The sequence below is a fragment of the Nisaea nitritireducens genome (assembly GCF_014904795.1).
Classification (GTDB): Bacteria; Pseudomonadota; Alphaproteobacteria; order Thalassobaculales; family Thalassobaculaceae; genus Nisaea; species Nisaea nitritireducens.
On sequence record NZ_JACZFS010000019.1, the window covers coordinates 190,468 to 207,760 of the forward strand.

15 protein-coding genes are annotated in these 17,293 nt (G+C 61.5%); 12 read left to right on the top strand and 3 right to left on the bottom strand.

The genetic code is table 11. The annotated features are described in order from the left end of the window. Window positions 1-2: 2 nt before the first annotated feature. The gene (locus tag IG629_RS08350) at window positions 3-1,229 is read right to left on the bottom strand and encodes an amidohydrolase family protein (protein ID WP_193171493.1); all 1,227 of its coding nucleotides are present in this window, start codon (window positions 1,227-1,229) and stop codon (window positions 3-5) included. A 251-nt stretch (window positions 1,230-1,480) separates the two neighbouring features. Here IG629_RS08350 and IG629_RS08355 point away from each other — a divergent pair, with 251 nt between their 5' ends. The 3 genes from IG629_RS08355 (at window position 1,481) to IG629_RS08365 (ending at window position 5,994) form a co-directional block, all read left to right on the top strand. After that, a complete protein-coding gene (locus IG629_RS08355) occupies window positions 1,481-1,939 on the top strand; it encodes a FecR family protein (RefSeq protein ID WP_193171494.1) in 459 nt (152 codons plus the stop codon). 3 nt (window positions 1,940-1,942) lie between these two features. Continuing rightward, window positions 1,943-2,998, top strand: a complete 1,056-nt coding sequence (locus IG629_RS08360) for an OmpA family protein (protein WP_193171495.1) — start codon at window positions 1,943-1,945, stop codon at window positions 2,996-2,998. Between the two features lie 92 nt (window positions 2,999-3,090). After that, window positions 3,091-5,994 carry a CHASE2 domain-containing protein gene (locus tag IG629_RS08365; RefSeq protein WP_193171496.1) on the top strand — a complete coding sequence of 968 codons (2,904 nt, stop codon included), beginning with the start codon at window positions 3,091-3,093 and terminating at the stop codon, window positions 5,992-5,994. 17 nt (window positions 5,995-6,011) lie between these two features. Here IG629_RS08365 and IG629_RS08370 read toward each other — a convergent pair whose 3' ends face one another. Then, a complete protein-coding gene (locus IG629_RS08370) occupies window positions 6,012-6,686 on the bottom strand; it encodes a DUF1028 domain-containing protein (protein ID WP_193171497.1) in 675 nt (224 codons plus the stop codon). Continuing rightward, complete coding sequence (locus tag IG629_RS08375) at window positions 6,683-7,618, bottom strand: N-carbamoyl-D-amino-acid hydrolase (RefSeq protein WP_226886541.1); 936 nt, start codon at window positions 7,616-7,618, stop codon at window positions 6,683-6,685. The genes IG629_RS08370 and IG629_RS08375 overlap by 4 nt, the downstream gene beginning before the upstream one ends. A gap of 101 nt (window positions 7,619-7,719) precedes the next feature. Here IG629_RS08375 and IG629_RS08380 point away from each other — a divergent pair, with 101 nt between their 5' ends. The 9 genes from IG629_RS08380 (at window position 7,720) to IG629_RS08420 (ending at window position 17,272) form a co-directional block, all read left to right on the top strand. After that, on the top strand, window positions 7,720-8,640 hold the full coding sequence (locus IG629_RS08380) for a LysR family transcriptional regulator (RefSeq protein ID WP_028465691.1): 921 nt from the start codon (window positions 7,720-7,722) through the stop codon (window positions 8,638-8,640). A gap of 116 nt (window positions 8,641-8,756) precedes the next feature. Beyond that, complete coding sequence (locus IG629_RS08385) at window positions 8,757-9,830, top strand: ABC transporter ATP-binding protein (protein ID WP_193171498.1); 1,074 nt, start codon at window positions 8,757-8,759, stop codon at window positions 9,828-9,830. A 51-nt stretch (window positions 9,831-9,881) separates the two neighbouring features. Beyond that, entirely contained in the window at window positions 9,882-11,015 is a 1,134-nt protein-coding gene (locus tag IG629_RS08390) for an extracellular solute-binding protein (RefSeq protein WP_036553269.1), read from the top strand. Between the two features lie 78 nt (window positions 11,016-11,093). After that, the gene (locus IG629_RS08395; protein ID WP_193171499.1) at window positions 11,094-11,936 is read left to right on the top strand and encodes an ABC transporter permease; all 843 of its coding nucleotides are present in this window, start codon (window positions 11,094-11,096) and stop codon (window positions 11,934-11,936) included. Beyond that, the gene (locus IG629_RS08400) at window positions 11,936-12,715 is read left to right on the top strand and encodes an ABC transporter permease (RefSeq protein WP_193171500.1); all 780 of its coding nucleotides are present in this window, start codon (window positions 11,936-11,938) and stop codon (window positions 12,713-12,715) included. Before IG629_RS08395 ends, IG629_RS08400 begins: the two co-directional genes overlap by 1 nt. A 1-nt stretch (window position 12,716) precedes the next feature. After that, window positions 12,717-14,087: an amidohydrolase family protein gene (locus tag IG629_RS08405; RefSeq protein WP_193171501.1), complete on the top strand. Its 1,371-nt coding sequence runs from the start codon at window positions 12,717-12,719 to the stop codon at window positions 14,085-14,087. 39 nt (window positions 14,088-14,126) lie between these two features. Next, window positions 14,127-14,888, top strand: coding sequence for a DUF1028 domain-containing protein (locus IG629_RS08410; RefSeq protein WP_193171502.1), 762 nt, complete (start codon window positions 14,127-14,129; stop codon window positions 14,886-14,888). Window positions 14,889-14,891: 3 nt separating this feature from the next. Continuing rightward, on the top strand, window positions 14,892-16,184 hold the full coding sequence (locus IG629_RS08415) for an NAD(P)/FAD-dependent oxidoreductase (protein WP_193171503.1): 1,293 nt from the start codon (window positions 14,892-14,894) through the stop codon (window positions 16,182-16,184). A gap of 191 nt (window positions 16,185-16,375) precedes the next feature. Then, the gene (locus IG629_RS08420) at window positions 16,376-17,272 is read left to right on the top strand and encodes an NAD(P)-dependent oxidoreductase (protein ID WP_193171504.1); all 897 of its coding nucleotides are present in this window, start codon (window positions 16,376-16,378) and stop codon (window positions 17,270-17,272) included. Window positions 17,273-17,293 lie beyond the last annotated feature (21 nt).

The window sequence follows — 17,293 nt, forward strand, 5'->3', positions numbered from 1 at the left end:
TCTCACTTCGGCGCGTGCAACTCCGGCAGGGCTCGCGTCACTGTCTGCTTTCCGGCCTTGAAGACGAACATTGGCTGTGCCAGCTCGGCCACCACCATGGCAGGGTCAGTGCTGTCGACCACGACAAGATCCGCTGTTTTGCCGACCTCGATGCCGTAATCCTGCAAATTCATCAGCGCGGCGGACCGGGTCGAGATCATGTTCAGGCATTCCGCCAGCAGGTCCGTCTGCCCGATCTGCGCGATGTTGGCATAAAGATTGGCCATCCGGATCAGGGAGCAGTCGCCGTAAGGCGTGAACGGGTTCAGTACATTATTCGTCGAGAGCGAACAATTGACCCCATGGCCCAGCATCCGGTGCAGCGGCGTCACGCCACGCGGGACGGAGTGATCGTGGTCGCGATGCATCAGGAACAAGTCCGTCGACGGCAGGACCGTCACCGCAACACCCGCGCCCGCAAGCCTGCGGGCCAGCGCATCGAAGCTCTCCGGCGGCATGGCGGCAAACTTGGTGACATGACCGATAGCAACCCGGCCCCCCCAGCCATGTTCGTCGGTCTTGCGCGCAACGTAATCGGCATCGAGTTCCGTCGGATCGGCGGCGAGATCGAGATGCATGTCGATATCGACATCGAATTCACGTGCCATCTCGAAGATCCGGTCGATCTGCCCGTGCGGGTCGCTGTCGGTATAAGGTGCCGCTCCGACGCATCCGGCACCGTTCTTCAGGGCCGCGACCATCAATTCGTCCGTCCCCGGATTGTTCAGCAACCCTTCCTGCGGAAAGACGCAGATCTCGACGTCGATTGCCCAGGCGAAATCGGCAATCGCCTTCTTCACACCCTCGAACCCGCGCAGGCCGATGACCGGGTCGACTTCCACATGGGTGCGCATTCGGGTTGTGCCATTGACCACACACTTGCGGAGCGTCCGTTTCGCCCTTTCGGATACATCCTCTTCCGTGAAGCCCGCTTTCAGTCGGGCGACCTCTCCAATGGCCTCGGCCAAATCGCCTTTTTCGGATCTGCAACGGTGCAGGATGCAGGACTTGTCGAGATGCATGTGGGTCTCGACAAACCCGGGCAGCAGCAGGCGTCCCTCCAGATCGAGCGTGCGTAGGCCGTCCGGCAGCTCGCCACCGATCGCAACCACCTTGCCGCTATCCACACCGACATCGAGCACCTGTCCGGGTTCCGCCGCGAGCCGGACATTGCGGAGCGTGAGTTCCACGAAAAATTCTCCCACCATTAACGGTCAAAATCGCCGATGTTCCGGCTTGCTGCAGGCACGAGACCTTCCGTTCACACGTTACAGTCAATTCAAAAGTCATTGAATGCAATGGATCCCCGGGGGCGCCTTGATCGCACTGCATACTAAACCCACAGTTTTCGGCCCGGGCACTTGACGTCGCTTCCCCTTCGTCTACACACTCCATGGTTATTCCAATATAAAAATCAGAACTATGGTCCGGGGGAGGCCGAATGGCACGATATCTGACAGGGTTTCTCGTCTTCCTCCTGCTGACCGGCACTGTCTCGGCGCAGGATACCGGCCCGGCCATCGGCACGATCAAGGTTGTCAGTGGCGATGCCTCGGTACAGCGCGGTGATTCGGTGACGCCCGCCAGCGAAGGGCTGGACGTGCAGCACCGGGATATCCTGCTAACAGGTCCCAATGGTGCGCTCGGAGTTACGCTGGGTGACGGCACACTGATTTCACTCGGCCCGAATTCCCGCTTCGAGCTCGCCGAATTCGAGTTTGCACCGCAACGCAACAGCTTCAGTTTTTTCGGGAAAATTCTGGAAGGCACGATGGTCTACCAGTCCGGCAGGATCGGCCATATCGCGCCAGAGAAAACCCGCATCGAAACCCCGCTCTCTGTCATCGCTGTTCGCGGAACCCGCTTCGCGGTTCGCGTCCCAGCCGGTGCCGGGAACTAGGACATGATCATGCAGACCCCGACCTCAAAGCGCCTTGGCGCCGTCCGATCCGGCGCTACCGCGCTGCTGCTCGCCATTTCGGTCAGCGCCTGTGCCGTTGGCCCGTATGACACGGACGAGCTGGCAGGCATGGCACCGCCGAATTCGCAATTCCTGCAAAGCCTCAGCAATGAGTATGTGGCACTCGGCGATCTCGAACGCACCGAATATGACTGGCCCGACACCGCCAAATTCTTCGACCGCGCCATCCGCGCAGGCAAAGGCGAGATGGTCGAACCCGAGATGATGGACCAGAGGGATCTGGACCCGGCCGCCCGACAGGAGTTGAAACAGGCGCGCGATAAATTGACTGCCCTCTTCTCTGCCGGCGCCCGTTCCGTCGCAGGATCGAGCAGCGCCAGTGCCCAGGGCGGTTTCGACTGCTGGATGCAGGAACTCGAAGAGGGGCACCAGCCAGACGACATCGCAAAGTGCCGTGAGATGTTCCTTGCAGCCCTTTCCGATGTGGAAGCCACCGTCAAGGGCGCGCTCGTGGTCCTGCTGCCCGAAGATGACGGGAAGCTCGGTGTGATCCGTGTTGAAAACCAGCAAGGCTCAATCACTCTCGACACCTCCCGGGCCAGCGCCCTGGTTGCCCGTACGGACACGGCTCCGAAGTCCACCGGAACATTTGCGGAGGACGACGTCCGCGTTGTTTTCGGCGCGGCAATTGCCGCTGGTCCGACACCGCCGGTGACCTTCATGCTTTATTTCGAGCAGGGAACAGACACACTCACACCTGAGTCCCTGATCCTTCTCGACAAGGTGCTGGAGACAATCCGCCAGCGTAAATTGCCGCAGGTAGAGGTCTCCGGACATACGGACCGCTCCGGCTCGGCCAACTTCAACGACCGGCTTGCCCTGGATCGCGCCAGCATTGTCGGACAGGAGGTTCTGAACCTCGGGGTCCCCGAAGAGGTCATAACGGTTGAGTCCTATGGCGAACGAGCCCCCATCGTCCCAACGGCAGACGGAGTTTCCGAGCCGCGCAACCGGCGCGTCGAAATCGTTATTCGATAGGGCAACATCGCTGCATCAGTCGATTTCCAGGGGAGATATGCGCTTCGACCGGGCGCGAGGCTGATCGTCGATGACGCCTGAACGAGGCATGAATGGAAGGCAGCAGACACAGCACTTTAGACTCCGCCGGCTCTGAAGAGCGGAGCGACTTTCCGTGGCTTGACGGCCCGGAAGACGGGCAGCTGCGTCGTCTGATCCGCCAAAGTCGATTGATTGCCGGCGGTCTCCTTATCCTGCTGATCCTGCTGCGGGTCCTCGACGTCACGCCGGTCCAGATCGTGAGGCTCTGGGGTTTCGATCTTCTGCTTCAGACGCGAACCACGCACACCGAGGCTTCTCCTGTCGTCGTCGTGGACGTTAATGACGAAAGCCTCGCCCAACTCGGTCAGTGGCCCTGGCCACGCATATATTATGTGGAACTTATCGACCGCCTGCGCGAGGCCGGGGCGGCAATGGCGGTCTTTGACATACTGTTTTCAGAGCCAGACCGTATGTCTCCGGAAAACCTGGCAGTCTCACTTCCCGGACTGAGTCCAGATCTTCGCCGCAATCTGTCGGAACTTGGCAGCTACGATGCAGCCCTCGCAGCCGCCATCCAGACCATTCCGACCGTCAATGCGGCAGCGGCCAGGACACCCGGACGCCCGGGCGCCCCCGCCCAGGCCCGTCCAGGGCGTTTTGCCGTCCACGGCTATCCCGACATCGAAGACCTTCCCGGCATTTCCGGCCTCATAGAGAGTGTCGCGCCAGTCGGCCCGGCAGGTGTCGGTGAAGGGATCGTCAACCTTCTCCCCGAGCCCGACGGTGCCGCGCGACGGGCTCCGGCAGCGTTTCGTGTCGGAGAAACGATCGAACCCGGGCTCGCCCTCGAGGCAGCTCGGGTCGCCCTCGGCCAATCCAGCATGTTGCTGGAAGTTCCCTCGACACTGGGGATGTCCGGAGTGTCCATCGGACCATTGTTCGTGCCCACGGACAGCATGGGCCGCATCTGGATCGACACAGCCAATCCGGAGCGTGTCACGACACTAGCAGCGCATGAAATCCTGCAGGGTAATGTGCCGGAGGCTGAACTGACCGGGCGTATCGTCGTCATCGGGACCTCGGCCTCCGGAATAGGAGAGAAGGTTCGCACCGGCATGGGCAACACCGTCATGTCCGGATTGCATCTGCAGGCTCTTGCTGTGGACACAATTCTAACCGGCCGGACGCCATTGCGTGACCGAAGTTTTTTTGTGATGGAAATCGCCGCCGCACTCCTTCTGGGGCTGCTGCTGATTTTGCTTCTGCCGCGCACGTCCCTGATCTGGAAACCGCTGACGGCCCTGGCCGCCGTCGCAGTCATGACAACAGCTTCAGTTGCCGCGTATGGCGCCGGCGGAGCCTTGGTCGATGCAAGCTTCCCCATCATTGCCCTGCTCCTGGTGACCGGTAATTTTGCGCTTGCCGATTTTCGCGGCGAAATTCTCCGGCGCAGGCGCAACGAAACCACACTGAAACAGCACGACGCCTACTTCCGGGAAGTCGTCAATGCCAGCTTCGATGCCATCGTGACGATTGGCGAAAACGCCAAAGTCCGCACGGCAAACCGGGCAGCGGGCCAGATATTCGGTATCCCCGCCTCTGAACTCATCGGACACTCCATCGCCGGTCGCCTCTCCGGCGACTGGGCGCGCGGGCTTGCGGCAGCACCGGCGGACATACTGCGGCAGACGGCTGCCGAACCCACGACAATCGAGACAGGAATTCTGGATCCGGAAACATCCTCCGTCATGCGCCCGACCGAAATCACGCTGACGGAATCCATCGCAGGCCGGGACCGCGTTTTTGTTCTGGTGTTGCGGGATATCAGCGACCGCAAGGCAGCGGAAGAGTCTGCCGAACGCTCTTCCCAACGCCTGCGGGAAGGTATCGATGCGATCTCCGACGGTTTTGTTCTCTACTCGCCTGATCGACATCTGATCCTGTGCAACGACCATTTCCGCAAGATGCTGGGTAATGCCGGAGATGCTGCCGTCGCCGGCGTGGAATATACCGATCTGCTGAAGCATTACCTCGTCTGCCGAGGTGTGACCCTCGAAGAAGATGAGAGAGCGAAAGTCTGGCTCGATGATCGCCGTCGTCACTTCGCCTCTTCCGTCGAGCCCTATGAGCTGCAGACGGACGACGACCAGTGGTTCCGGGTCGACAAACGCCGTACCGCAGAAGGCGGCATGGTCTGCGTTTATTCGAACATTACGGAGCTTAAACAGCGCGCGATCGAGCTCAAGGCTGCGAAGGAACAGGCTGAGCTGGCCAGCCTCGCCAAGTCCCAGTTCCTCGCCAACATGAGCCACGAATTACGAACACCGCTGAACGCCATCATCGGCTTTGCCGACATGATGCGGGGCGAGCCGTTCGGGCCGCTCGGAAACGAGCGCTATGTCGACTATGCCAGTGATATTTCGGACAGCGGCTCGCGTTTGCTGAGAATGATCGAGCAAATTCTCGAGTTCGCCCGCCTTGAAAAACTCCAGTCCCGGATCGAGAACTCCGAGATCAACCTCACGGAAACGATCCATGCCGCTGTCACCGATCTGACACCGGCCGCACAGGAACACGATATTTCCGTAACGCTCGACTTGTCTGAAACGCTACCCGCCCTTCGGGCCGATCCGCAGATGCTCTATCAGATCGTCCAGAACCTGCTGGCAAATGCCGTGAAGTTCTCCGCTGCCGGATCGGTGGTAACGATCCGCAGCCGGACCGATGACGAACGACGGATCGTCCTCTCTATCCAGGATAGCGGTATCGGCATTTCACCGGAGCTGATCGAGAGTATCACTCAGCCTTTCTGGCAACGCCCGGGTGCAATGACTAGTTCCCGCGAGGGAGTCGGCCTCGGCCTCGCCATCGTCAAGGCGCATGTGGAGGCACATGAGGCGAGCATGGATGTAGACAGCACGCCGGGACAGGGCACGATAGTAACGATTACCTTTCCCGCCTCACGCACGGTCTGAGCCCGCTCCGACGTCTATTAAGCCGGGCGACCCTCGACTTCCGCAGACGAAGGAGCCTTGTCCGGATCGATGGCCCGTAGGCGGTAGGCCGCCGCCTTCGGCGCCCAGTCCAGCCAGAGTACCCCGAGATCCTTAAGCGGATGGGTCGAGAAATCGACGCGGATATCCGCATCCATCAACCCTTCGCTGCCAAGCACCTTCAGCGAAGCCGATTGCAGGGGCTCCCGCTCGCTACCGGCGGCCTCGCCGGCGAGCATGCCCGCCTGGAGGCGTTCTTCGAGCGAACCGGTCGCCTCTTCAAAGCCTCGGACCATTTCCGGCAGAACATCGGCCGAGCCGAGGAAATTGCCGAGCGCGAGGCTGTTCGCCCCTTCAAGCCCGCCGCAATGATCGAGACAGGATGCGCCGGTATAATGCAGCGGAGCTCCTGCCGATGTCAAAATACCGAGCTGACGCCAGTGCGGTGCTGTTGCCGCCTCGCGCATGGCGGACAGCGTTTCGGCCGCATCCTTGCCCCCCTGCCAGGCCGCGATGCCGACTGCGTGCAAACGTGGGTCCGTGCGGGCCTGGGAGAATACGACGCATCCTTCGGTAATAGCGCCCACACGGGCACCGACGCAGACGGACGACGTGGCGACAGCGAAACCGATGCGGCCGGTTTCCGTGCAGCGTCCTGCGAGAGAAAAGGTCATTCCGTCACCTCAATGCCAGTTTGCGCGGTGATCGGCCCATAATGCTCGATCCGGCGATGCCGTGCGAAATCGAAGACGGACCGGCGAATATAAGCGCCAAGGTCGAGATCGCAGTTATAGGCGATCACCTCGTCATCCTCGGAAACGGCGCGGGCCACAACCTCACCGGTCGGCGCGACGATGGCGGAGCCGCCGATCATCGCGAAGCCGTCCTCGGAGCCGCATTTGGCCGCCGCCATGACCCAGGCGCCGTTCTGATAGGCGGCGGATTCCAGGCTGAGCCGGTTGTGGAATTCACGCAGATGTGCCGGTTCCGGATGATGGATGTTCCGCGTCGGTGTGTTGTAGCCGAGCATGAAGACCTCTGCCCCGCGCAGTGCCATGACGCGGAAAGTCTCCGGCCAGCGCCGGTCGTTGCAGATGCACATGCCGAAGCGGCCCGATGGGGTCTTGAATGCCGGGAACCCGAGGTCGCCGACCTCGAAATAGCGCTTCTCCAGATGTTCGAACTCGCGATCGCCGATCGGGTCTTTCGTGCCCGGAAGATGGATCTTGCGATACTTGCCGAGGATCGCACCGTCGGGACCAACGAGAACAGAGGTATTAAAGCGCCGGGTGCGGCCGCCCTCTTCCAGCTTTTCCGCATAGCCGAGATAGAAGCCGATGCCGAGTGCTTTGGCTTCCTCGAACAGCGGCAGCATCGCCGGTGAAGGCAACCCCTCCTCGAAGAAGACATCGTACTCTTCCGGTTTGTCATAGATGTAGCGCGGGAAAAACGTGGTCAGCGCCAGTTCCGGAAAGGTGACCCAGCGGGCGCCGTGAGAGTGAGCCTCGCGCAGCATTTCAACAAGGCGCGCAACCACCTGGGCTTTCGTGTCATGAAGGTGGACAGGGCCCATTTGGGCCACGGCGAATACTTCTTTCCGGCTCATGAAAGCCCTCCTCTTCGGCTCCGACACATGAAGTGCTAGACGAGCGAAGTATCACCGTGAAATAAAATTGGCGGGCGACTTAATAAGGTAAAATTATTGCCATGATCAATGCACGCCAGCTCGAAGTGCTCTGCACCGTCATCGAAGTGGGCACCACGGCACGGGCCGCGGACCTCCTGAATGTCAGCCAACCGGCTGTGAGCAACATGATTCGCCACACCGAGGATCTGGTAGGCTTTCCTCTTTTCGTGCGTGAACGGGGCCGCCTGGTACCGACCCGCGAGGCCCAGCATATTGCGCAAGAAGCGCAGTATCTTTTCATGCAGCAGAAACGCGTTGAGAACATCATCAACGAATTGCGCGGTGGCACGGTCGGCCGGCTCCATCTCGTGGCCACGCCATCGATCGGCCATGGGATCCTGCCGCGCGTGATTGCCGAGTTCGTCAGGAACAAGCCGAAGCTGAAGCTATCAATCGAGCTTGGAAGCATCGACGAGAATATCGAGAAACTGGTCAGCGGGCGGGCCGATCTCGGCCTCTCCATCACCCCGCCCCGCCATTCCATGCTGTCCGTCCGCCCCGTTGCCGAAGGCCGGATGATGTGCGTCTGCCCGATCGATCATGAAATGGCCCTGTCGGAACGGGTGAACGTCACCGACCTCAATCACGTGAAGCATATCTCCTACGCAGCCGGCACTCCGCTCGGCCAGATCATCGACACGGTTTTCTCGAAACAGGGCTTGGAACGGCGCTATTTCTGTGAAGTCCGACACACTGCGACCGCGCTGGAGATGGCAATCGCCGGGCTGGGTGTTGCCCTCGTGGACAGCTTTGCCTTGTTCGGCCGGGACCTCACCACGCTCTCGGCCCGTCCGACCCATCCCGTCCTGCCCCTCAGCCTTCACTGCATTTCCTGCAACCTGTTCCCGACGTCGAACCTGGCACTCCAGTTCCAGAGGTTCTTCAGCGACTTTCTGAAAAATCACGACATTCCAGCGACCAAGCCAACACCTATAAACTGACATTATAAAACAGGAGCAAAATATTATTTTCAGGTTTTAGACCTGCATGATCTGCTCCGTCCCGATCCTGGCCGAACCGCTCCCGGCCGCCCATACAGACGGGACGCCTGCACTCTATGAGCAATCCGATTCTTTCCATCCGAAACTCGGTCAAGCGCTACGGACCGGTCCATGCTTTGGATCATGTCGACCTGGATGTCGCCGAGGGTGAGTTTCTGACCCTGCTGGGCCCGTCCGGCTCGGGAAAGACGACGCTCCTGACCGCGATTGCGGGCTTCACGGACCTGTCCGAGGGAAGTGTTTCCCTGCGCGGCCGCGACATCACGAACGAGCCGCCGGAGCACCGCGATTTCGGCATGGTTTTCCAGGGTTATGCCCTGTTCCCGACGATGACCGTGCGGCAGAATGTCGGCTTCCCCCTGAAAATCCGCAAACGCCCGGCGAGCGAGATCCGCGCACGGGTCGATGAATGCCTCGAACTGGTGCAGATGGGCGCTTATGCCGACCGCATGCCGAGCCAGCTTTCCGGCGGGCAGCAGCAGCGTATCGCCCTGGCCCGTGCGCTTTCCTTCAAGCCTCAGGTGTTATTGCTGGATGAGCCGCTCTCCGCGCTCGACAAGAAACTCCGCGCGGACCTGCAGTGGGAGCTGAAGGCCCTGCACGACCAGCTCGGCGTCACCTTCATCTACGTAACCCACGACCAGGACGAAGCCCTCTCCATGTCCGATCGGATCGTCATCCTGAAGGATGGCAAAATCCAGCAATCCGGCATCCCGGACACGCTCTACAACAAGCCGCGGACCCGTTTCGTCGCGGACTTCCTCGGCAAGTCGAATTTCCTCAGCGTCAAGGTGAAGAGCCGCGAGGGCGATCATCTCGAATGCGTCGCCGGTGAAGCAGCCTTCCCGGTGGATGCAACCGGTCATGCGGGGACCGTCGGCAACAGTGCCGAAATCGCCCTCAGGCCAGAGCGGATCCGGTTGACGGAGCCCGGCAAGGAATTCCTGACCGGCACGGTGAAGCAGGTGAGCTATCTCGGCGAACGCTGCCAGGTGCTCCTCACCCATTCTGTTCTGGGGCAGATCCTCGTCTCCTGCCCGACCTGGAAATCCGGCATCAACCCCAACCCTGGCCTCCAGCTCGGCTTCGGCTGGGACGCGGATGCCTGTGTGATTCTCGAGGCTGAATAGCAACGCCTCGCAAAAGCAAGAAACAGGGGGTTCATCGAAATGGAGAAAGACATGACCGAAACAACAGATTTTGAAGCCAAGGCCGATATCGCGGAGATCGCGGTAGAGCGTTACAAGCAGGGCCTGCTGACCCGCCGCGGCTTCATCGCCGCAATGGGCGCGCTGGGTATCCTGCCGGCGCTTAGCGGCAAGACAATGGCCGCGACGACGGAAATCATCGTCGTGAACTGGGGCGGTAAAGCCAAGGACATCCTTCAGGAAGTCATGTGCGATACCTACACCAAGGAAACCGGCATCAAGGTCACCGTGGACGGCGCCGGCCCGTCCGCCGGCAAGATCCGCGCAATGGTCGAAAGTAACGCAGTAGTCTGGGACCTGTGCGACAGTGGCGCCGGCTCGGCGCTGATCCTGGAAAAAGCGGGCGTCACCCAGCCGATCGATTACAGCATTGTCGACAAGTCCAAGGTGCTCGACGGCGCCGTCTACAACAACGGTGTCGGCAACTACGTCTATTCCTACGTGCTGGCCTCGAACCCGAAACTGCTCGGCGGCAATGTTCCGCAGAGCTGGGAAGATGTTTGGAACGTCAAAGACTTTCCGGGCATGCGGACGTTCCGCAAGTCGGTCCGCGGCATGCTGGAAAGCGCCACGATGTCCATGGGAGTTGCTCCGAAGGACGTTTACGAAGCCCTCGGCACCGATGACGGCATCAAGGCCTCCATCGACCGTTTCCGCCAGCTCCGCGAGCATGTCATCGTCTGGGGCTCCGGCAGCGACAGCCAGAACCTGTTCCTGCAGGAAGAAGTCTCCATCGGCAACATCTGGTCGACCCGTGCCCATCTGCTGAAAGACCAGATGGAAGAAGGCAGCTTCACAGTCACCTTCAATGGCGGCGTCGTCGCTCCGGGCATCTGGGTTGTCCCGAAGAGCAACCCGGCCGGCACGGAAGAGGTGATGAAGTTCATCGCCCATGCCCAGACACCGGAACTGCAGGTCAAATGGCTTGAGATGATCGGTTGTGGTCCGGCCAACCCGGCCGCCGCCGCTCTGGTGCCGGACTCGATGCAGAAATGGAATCCGTCGAGCCCTGAAAATCTGGCCACCCAGATTATGTACAACGACACCTGGTACGCAAAGAACCAGATCTCGGCCGAAGAACTCTACGTGGACGCGCTTATCAACTAAGCCGTCCGGCGGGCGGGGCGGCGCCTCCCTCCAGGAGCCGCCCCGTTCCTTTATGACCCTTCCCCGACCGGAGCCGACATGCCGCGTCTGAACGACCAGACCCGCTATTGGATGCTAGTGCTGCCCGCGCTGGCCATCATGGTAATCTTCTACATCCTGCCCGTTCTGGGCATCTGGGAGATTTCCTTCACCGAACCGGCCACCGGTTTCGGCAACTACGTGAAGATGACGGAGTCGAACGCGGTCAAGACCAGCTTCATCCTGACCTTCCGTGTCGCCGCCATCACCACCGTCGGCTGCCTGCTGCTCGGCTATATTGTCGCCTATGCGATCTCGAACTTCGTCAGCCGCCTGACGCCCCTGATGATGGCGCTGGTGCTGCTGCCCTTCTGGGTTTCGGTGCTGATCCGCTCCTTCAGCTGGATCATACTGCTCGGCCGTTCCGGTCTGGTGAACGACACCCTGCGCGATATCGGACTGATCTCCAGCCCCCTGCGCCTGATGCACAATGAACTCGGCGTTCTGATCGCCATGATTCACGTCATGCTACCCTTCGCGGTGCTGCCGATGCTGGCCAATATGCGCGGCATTTCGCGTTCCTATACGGATGCGGCGCGCGGCCTCGGCGCCAGCGAATGGACGGCCTTCCGCTCGGTCTATTTTCCGCAGACGCTGCCTGGCGTGTTCTCCGGCGCACTGCTGGTTTTCGTTCTTTCCCTCGGCTTTTTCGTCACCCCGGCGCTGCTTGGCGGCGGCCGCGTGCTGATGATCTCCGAATACATCACCTACCAGATCCAGGAATTCCTGGCCTGGGGCCTCGGCTCGGCGCTTTCGGTGGCCCTGCTGGTCGCGACCGCCCTGGTCCTGCTCATCGCGGCGCGCTTCGTGAACCTGAAGTCGGCCCTGCTGGAGCGCAACTGATGAAGACCTCGCCGTTCCGAATCTTCTTCAATACAGGGGCCTGGGCCGTCCTCGCGTTTCTGCTGCTGCCGCTGCTCGTGGTCATTCCGATCTCGCTGACCGACACCAGCTATATCGGCCTGCCGAAACAGCATCTTTCCCTGCAGCACTATGAGAACTATTTCAGCTCCGCCGAATGGCTCGGCGCGACCTGGACCAGTATCTGGATCGGCGTCGCGGTGGCGATAGCCGCCACCGTGCTCGGCACCGCCTTCTCTATCGGCTGCTGGCTGATTTCGAACCGGGCCTCGACCATCGCCCGCTGGGTCCTGATTGTGCCAATTCTGGTGCCGCCCGTGGTCCAGTCCCTCGGCTTCTACCGGTTCTGGGTAAAGCTCGATCTGATCGACACCTATTTCGGCGTCATCCTGGCCCACACCCTGCTGGCGCTGCCCTACGTCTCGATCTCCGTCTTCACAGCGCTGGCCAATCTTGACCGCCGCATTACCCAGGCCGCGCGGAGCCTCGGCGCTTCGGTCTGGCAAACGGTGATCTCGGTGATCATTCCGGCTATCCGCCCCGGCATGTTGACCGGCGGCATCTTCGCCTTCATCGTCAGCTTCGATGAAATCGTCGGCGTTTTGTTCCTCACCGTCCGCACTGTAAACACGCTGCCGAAACAGATCTGGGAAGGCATTCAGGAGAGTATCGATCCGACCATCGCGGCGGTCGCCACCTTCCTCGTTGTCCTTTCCCTGATTGCCACTGCCGCCGTTTCCCTGCGCAAGAAGACCGCATGACATGACCCGATTGCTGCTGCGTGACGCCCGCTATGTCCACCATGGCGCGGATGGAAAACCCGAAATCCGCCGGGGCCATATCGCCATCGACGGCAGCCGGATCGCTGCCATAGCCGACAGCCTGAACGGCACCGACTTCGCGGATTTCGAGCCCGTCGACATGACTGACCGGCTGGTCACCCCCGGCCTGATAAACGCCCACACCCACGCGGTGCTGCTTGTGCTGCGGGGCACGGTCGAGGATATCGAGGGCAACCTCGTCTACCAGTACATGGTTCCAGCCTCCTATCTGCTGGAGCCGCAGGAACGCGCCGCCATCGCCCGCCTGGCCTGCGCCGAGGCAATCCGCTCCGGCACCACGACGATGGTCGACCCACTGCGCCATGTCGCCGATTACGCACCTGCAATGGTCGATACCGGCATGCGGCTCTGGCTCGCCGAAAGCTGCGCCGACGCTGTGACTACCGAGGTCGGCAGCGGCACCTACCGGTTCGACAGGGAATTCGGCGAGACCTTCCTTGCCCGTACCCGCGATCTGATCGAGCGCTTCCACGGCACCGAGGACGACCGCGTCCGGGTGATGATCTCCGCTCACGCACCGGACAATTGCAGTCCCTGGATGCTGGCGGAGCTGAAGAAGCTCGCGCGGCAACATAGCCTGCGCCGCACGGTGCATCTCAGCCAGATCATCAGTGAGAAGAAACAGGTCGAGAGCCTGCATGGCTGCACCTCGACGGAGTATCTGCAACGCAACGATTTCCTCGGCGACGATCTGCTGGCCGTGCATTGGACCTTCTGCACCGAGCAGGATGTCCAGATCCTGGCCGAGACCGGTACCCATTTCGCCCATTGCCCCGCGTCGATGTCCGCCAAGGGCCCGCACAGCCTGCCGATCAAGGCGATCCTCGAATCAGGTGTGAATATCGCGCTCGGTACGGACAATATGACCGAAGACATGTTCCACGCCATGAAGCTCGGCCTGACCGTGCATCGCGGCGCCTATGGCCGGTCGGTCACGCCGACACCGAACGACATTTTCAATTACGCCACCGTGAATGCCGCCCGCGCGCTGGACCATCCGGGCATCGGTCATATCGCGCCGGGCATGAAGGCCGATCTCGCCATGATCGACCTGATGACACCGGCCATGACGCCACGGCTTTCCGCGATCTCGAATCTGGTGCATTACGGACATCCGGGACTGGTCACCGACACCATGGTCGACGGCCGGTTCCTGATGCGGGACAGGGAATTGCTGACCGTCGACGAGAAGGCCGCCGTGACGGAAGCACAGAACGCGACCGAGGCGATGTGGCAGCGGTTCGAAGCAGAAGACAGGGGCGTGCCGCTTCCGGCGACCGACCCGGCCTGAAAAAAATAATCCCGCCCGGCGGGAGCCAAGGGGGACTACATGACCTTTTCGATCATCGGACGCTGCGAGCGCACTGGCTGCTATGGCGCGGCCATCACCACATCCGACCTGGCCGTTGGGTCGCGCTGCGTGCGCCTCTCCCATGGCCGCGGCGCCATGCTGTCCCAGCACCGGACCGACAGCCGTCTCGGCGATCTCGGCATCTCCCTGCTTTCAAAGGGCGCCGCGGCGGATGCGGTCGTCTCGGAGGTTTGCGCCTCCACCGCCGATATCGAATGGCGCCAGATCGGTGCGCTCGATTCCGACGGAAGGGCAGCTGCCTATCACGGCCGCCGGATGTATTCGATCTACTCCCATACGGTCGGCCGAAACTGTCTCGCACTCGGCAATATCCTCGCCAATCCGGAAGTGACCCAGAAGATGGCCGACGCCTTCTCCCGCGATCCTTCCCTGCCGCTCGCCGAACGGCTGATGAAGGCGTTGGAAGCCGGACGCGACAGCGGCGGCGAAATCCTCGGCCCGCTCCGCTCGGCGGCCCTGCGTGTTACCGGAGAGCACGGCATCGACACTTACGATCTGCGGATCGATATATCCGCTACTGACGCCGTTGCCGATCTGCGTACCCTGTACGAGGCCTATCAGGGCCGCGAGGACACCATCCGCCGCGTTGCGCTGGAGCCGGAAACCATGCCCATCATGCGCAATCTTTTCGAGGCAAGCATCGAGCGGATCGCGGAGTTGGGTCTCGAGGACAGGTTCCCCACCGCCAGGCACCGGGATAGCTGGACCGTGAAGGACTGAGCCATGGCAAGCAATAGTATCTACTGGAACGCAAGCGCCAGTCCGGCCCGGACCACAACAGAAAGCACGCTGCCGGAGCGTGTCGACGTGGCCATCGTCGGCGCTGGATATACCGGGCTTGCCGCAGCCATCCATCTGGCACGGGCGGGCCGCTCCGTCGCTGTGTTTGACGCGGAAGAGATCGGCCATGGCTGCTCATCCCGCAACGGCGGCATGGTCGGCCCCAGCTTTCATCAGCTCGGTATCGCCGGTCTGACCTCCCAGTATGGCGAGGCGAAAGCCCATGCGATCATGCAGGAGGGCATGAACGCGCTCGACTATTTCGAACGCTTCGTCGCGGAAGAAAAGCTCGATTGCGATCTGCAAATGACCGGCCGCTTCCGGGGCGCCCGCAGCGTCGCTGGCTATGATGCGACAGCGCGGGAATGCGAGAAGCTGAACAAGGCCGTCGGCCTGCCATTTGAGATGATCGGCAAGGAGAACCAGCGGGCCGAGATCGGCACGGATTTCTTCGATGGCGGCGTGGTCTACCATCGCGATGGCGGCATTCACCCGCGCAAGCTCGTCAATGCCCTGGCCGAGAAGGCAATCGAAGCCGGCGCGATGCTGTTTCCCTCGACGCCCGTCAAGGGCATGCGCCGCGACGGCACGGAAACGGAAATCTTCTGCGCAGACACAGTGGTAAAGGCCCGCGACGTTCTGGTTGCGACCAACGGCTATGCCGACCGCCGCAGCAATGCAATGCACCAGCGCGTGGTGCAGATCCGGACAGGTGCCATCGCCACCGAGGAAATTCCGGTGGATCTGATGGCCGAGCTGTCGCCGAAAGGCCGAATGTTCGGCGAATCCGCCCGGATCTTCATGTGGTTCCGCCCTTCGCCGGACGGCAAGCGCTTCATCTTCGGCGGCCGCATGGGCGAGCCGGGCTGCACGCCGGAGGTGCGCGCCGCCGCCATCCGGACAGCAGCTCTCCGCGTATTCCCGCAGCTTGAAAACATCGGCGCCGCGCATGTCTGGTACGGCGATGTCGCCTATACCCCGGACCACTCCCCTCACCTCGGTTTCGAGGACGGCGTCTGGCTCGCGGGCGGCTATTGCGGCTCTGGCGTCACCCGTAGTCTCTACTTTGCCATGAAGCTGTCCCGCCGGATCCTCGGCGAGGCGAATGCGGAGACCGCCTTCGACGACCTGCCCTTCAAGAAGGTCCCTTTCAAGCCGTTTTCCCGGAAAGTGGCCGACCTGATGTCCCGCTGGTGGGCATGGCGGGACGAGCGGGACCTGATGAAGCGCGCCTGAGCACTCGCAGGTCGTGACATGGCGGAATGACGCCCTGCGCTTTCCGGCCAATGACCGCCCGCCCCATGGCGTGGTAATTCTTCCTCCATCGATACCGGCGGATCCCTCCGCCGCGCTCAATCAAATGCATGAAGACCGGCTAGGCTGAACCAGCCGCACGGTCTCGGCATCTTCTGGGAGGAAGAAACCAAATGACTGTCGGTTTTATCGGACTTGGCCGCATGGGACGCCCGATGGCGTCCAACCTTTGCCGCAAGGGTTTCCGGCTGGTCGTCAACGACATCAATCAGGATGCGGTGAAGGAGCTTGAGCTGCTGCAGGCATCGAGCGCAGCAACCGTCGCCGAAGTCGCCAGCAAGTCCGAGGTGATCGTGACCATGCTGCCCGACTCGCCCGTTGTGCGTGAGGTTGTCGCCGGGCCGGACGGGATTATCGCGAACGCCCCGAAAGGCGCCCTCATCCTCGACATGAGCACGGTCGACCCGGAGACGACGGACGAACTGGCTGCGGCCGCCAAGGCAAAGGGCCTGAGCTTTGTCGATGCACCGGTCGGCCGCCTCGCCCAGCATGCGGACCGGGGTGAATCCCTCTTCATGGTCGGTGCCGAGCCGGAAGATTTCGAGCGGGTGAAGCCGATGCTCGAAGCCATGGGAACCACCGTCTATCATTGCGGCGGTGTCGGTACCGGAACCCGCACGAAACTCGTGAACAATTTCCTCGCCGTCGCGTCCTGCCAGTTCAATGCCGAGGCACTAGCCCTGTCACAGGGCTTCGGACTCGATCTGGAGCGGACGCTGGATGTGATCTACGGCACGACGGCGGTAAACGGTCAGCTCAAGGTGAACTGGCCGGACAAGGTGCTGAAAGGCGATACTGCGCCGGGCTTCACCATCGATCTCGCCCACAAGGATCTTTCGCTGATCATCCAGGCCGCGAATGCCGCCAAGGTGCCGATGCCGATGGCCGCCGCCGCGCGGGAGATGTTCACCGCCGCCCGCGCCCGGGGCTTCGGCAAACAGGATTTCTCCGCCATGGCCGACGCGCATTGCGATCTTGCGAATATCGAGAAACCGCGCCTGAAACAGTAGATAAACAAAAGCAGACGCCGG

Bases quoted from the DNA above. Each gene is read 5' to 3' on its own strand.
- IG629_RS08370 (WP_193171497.1), bottom strand. From the start codon at position 6,686: ATGACCTTTTCTCTCGCAGGACGCTGCACGGAAACCGGCCGCATCGGT.
- IG629_RS08405 (WP_193171501.1), top strand. From the start codon at position 12,717: ATGACCCGATTGCTGCTGCGTGACGCCCGCTATGTCCACCATGGCGCG.
- IG629_RS08420 (WP_193171504.1), top strand. From the start codon at position 16,376: ATGACTGTCGGTTTTATCGGACTTGGCCGCATGGGACGCCCGATGGCG.
- IG629_RS08390 (WP_036553269.1), top strand. From the start codon at position 9,882: ATGACCGAAACAACAGATTTTGAAGCCAAGGCCGATATCGCGGAGATC.
- IG629_RS08355 (WP_193171494.1), top strand. From the start codon at position 1,481: ATGGCACGATATCTGACAGGGTTTCTCGTCTTCCTCCTGCTGACCGGC.
- IG629_RS08380 (WP_028465691.1), top strand. From the start codon at position 7,720: ATGATCAATGCACGCCAGCTCGAAGTGCTCTGCACCGTCATCGAAGTG.
- IG629_RS08385 (WP_193171498.1), top strand. From the start codon at position 8,757: ATGAGCAATCCGATTCTTTCCATCCGAAACTCGGTCAAGCGCTACGGA.
- IG629_RS08365 (WP_193171496.1), top strand. From the start codon at position 3,091: ATGGAAGGCAGCAGACACAGCACTTTAGACTCCGCCGGCTCTGAAGAG.
- IG629_RS08415 (WP_193171503.1), top strand. From the start codon at position 14,892: ATGGCAAGCAATAGTATCTACTGGAACGCAAGCGCCAGTCCGGCCCGG.
- IG629_RS08400 (WP_193171500.1), top strand. From the start codon at position 11,936: ATGAAGACCTCGCCGTTCCGAATCTTCTTCAATACAGGGGCCTGGGCC.
- IG629_RS08395 (WP_193171499.1), top strand. From the start codon at position 11,094: ATGCCGCGTCTGAACGACCAGACCCGCTATTGGATGCTAGTGCTGCCC.
- IG629_RS08410 (WP_193171502.1), top strand. From the start codon at position 14,127: ATGACCTTTTCGATCATCGGACGCTGCGAGCGCACTGGCTGCTATGGC.
- IG629_RS08360 (WP_193171495.1), top strand. From the start codon at position 1,943: ATGATCATGCAGACCCCGACCTCAAAGCGCCTTGGCGCCGTCCGATCC.
- IG629_RS08375 (WP_226886541.1), bottom strand. From the start codon at position 7,618: ATGAGCCGGAAAGAAGTATTCGCCGTGGCCCAAATGGGCCCTGTCCAC.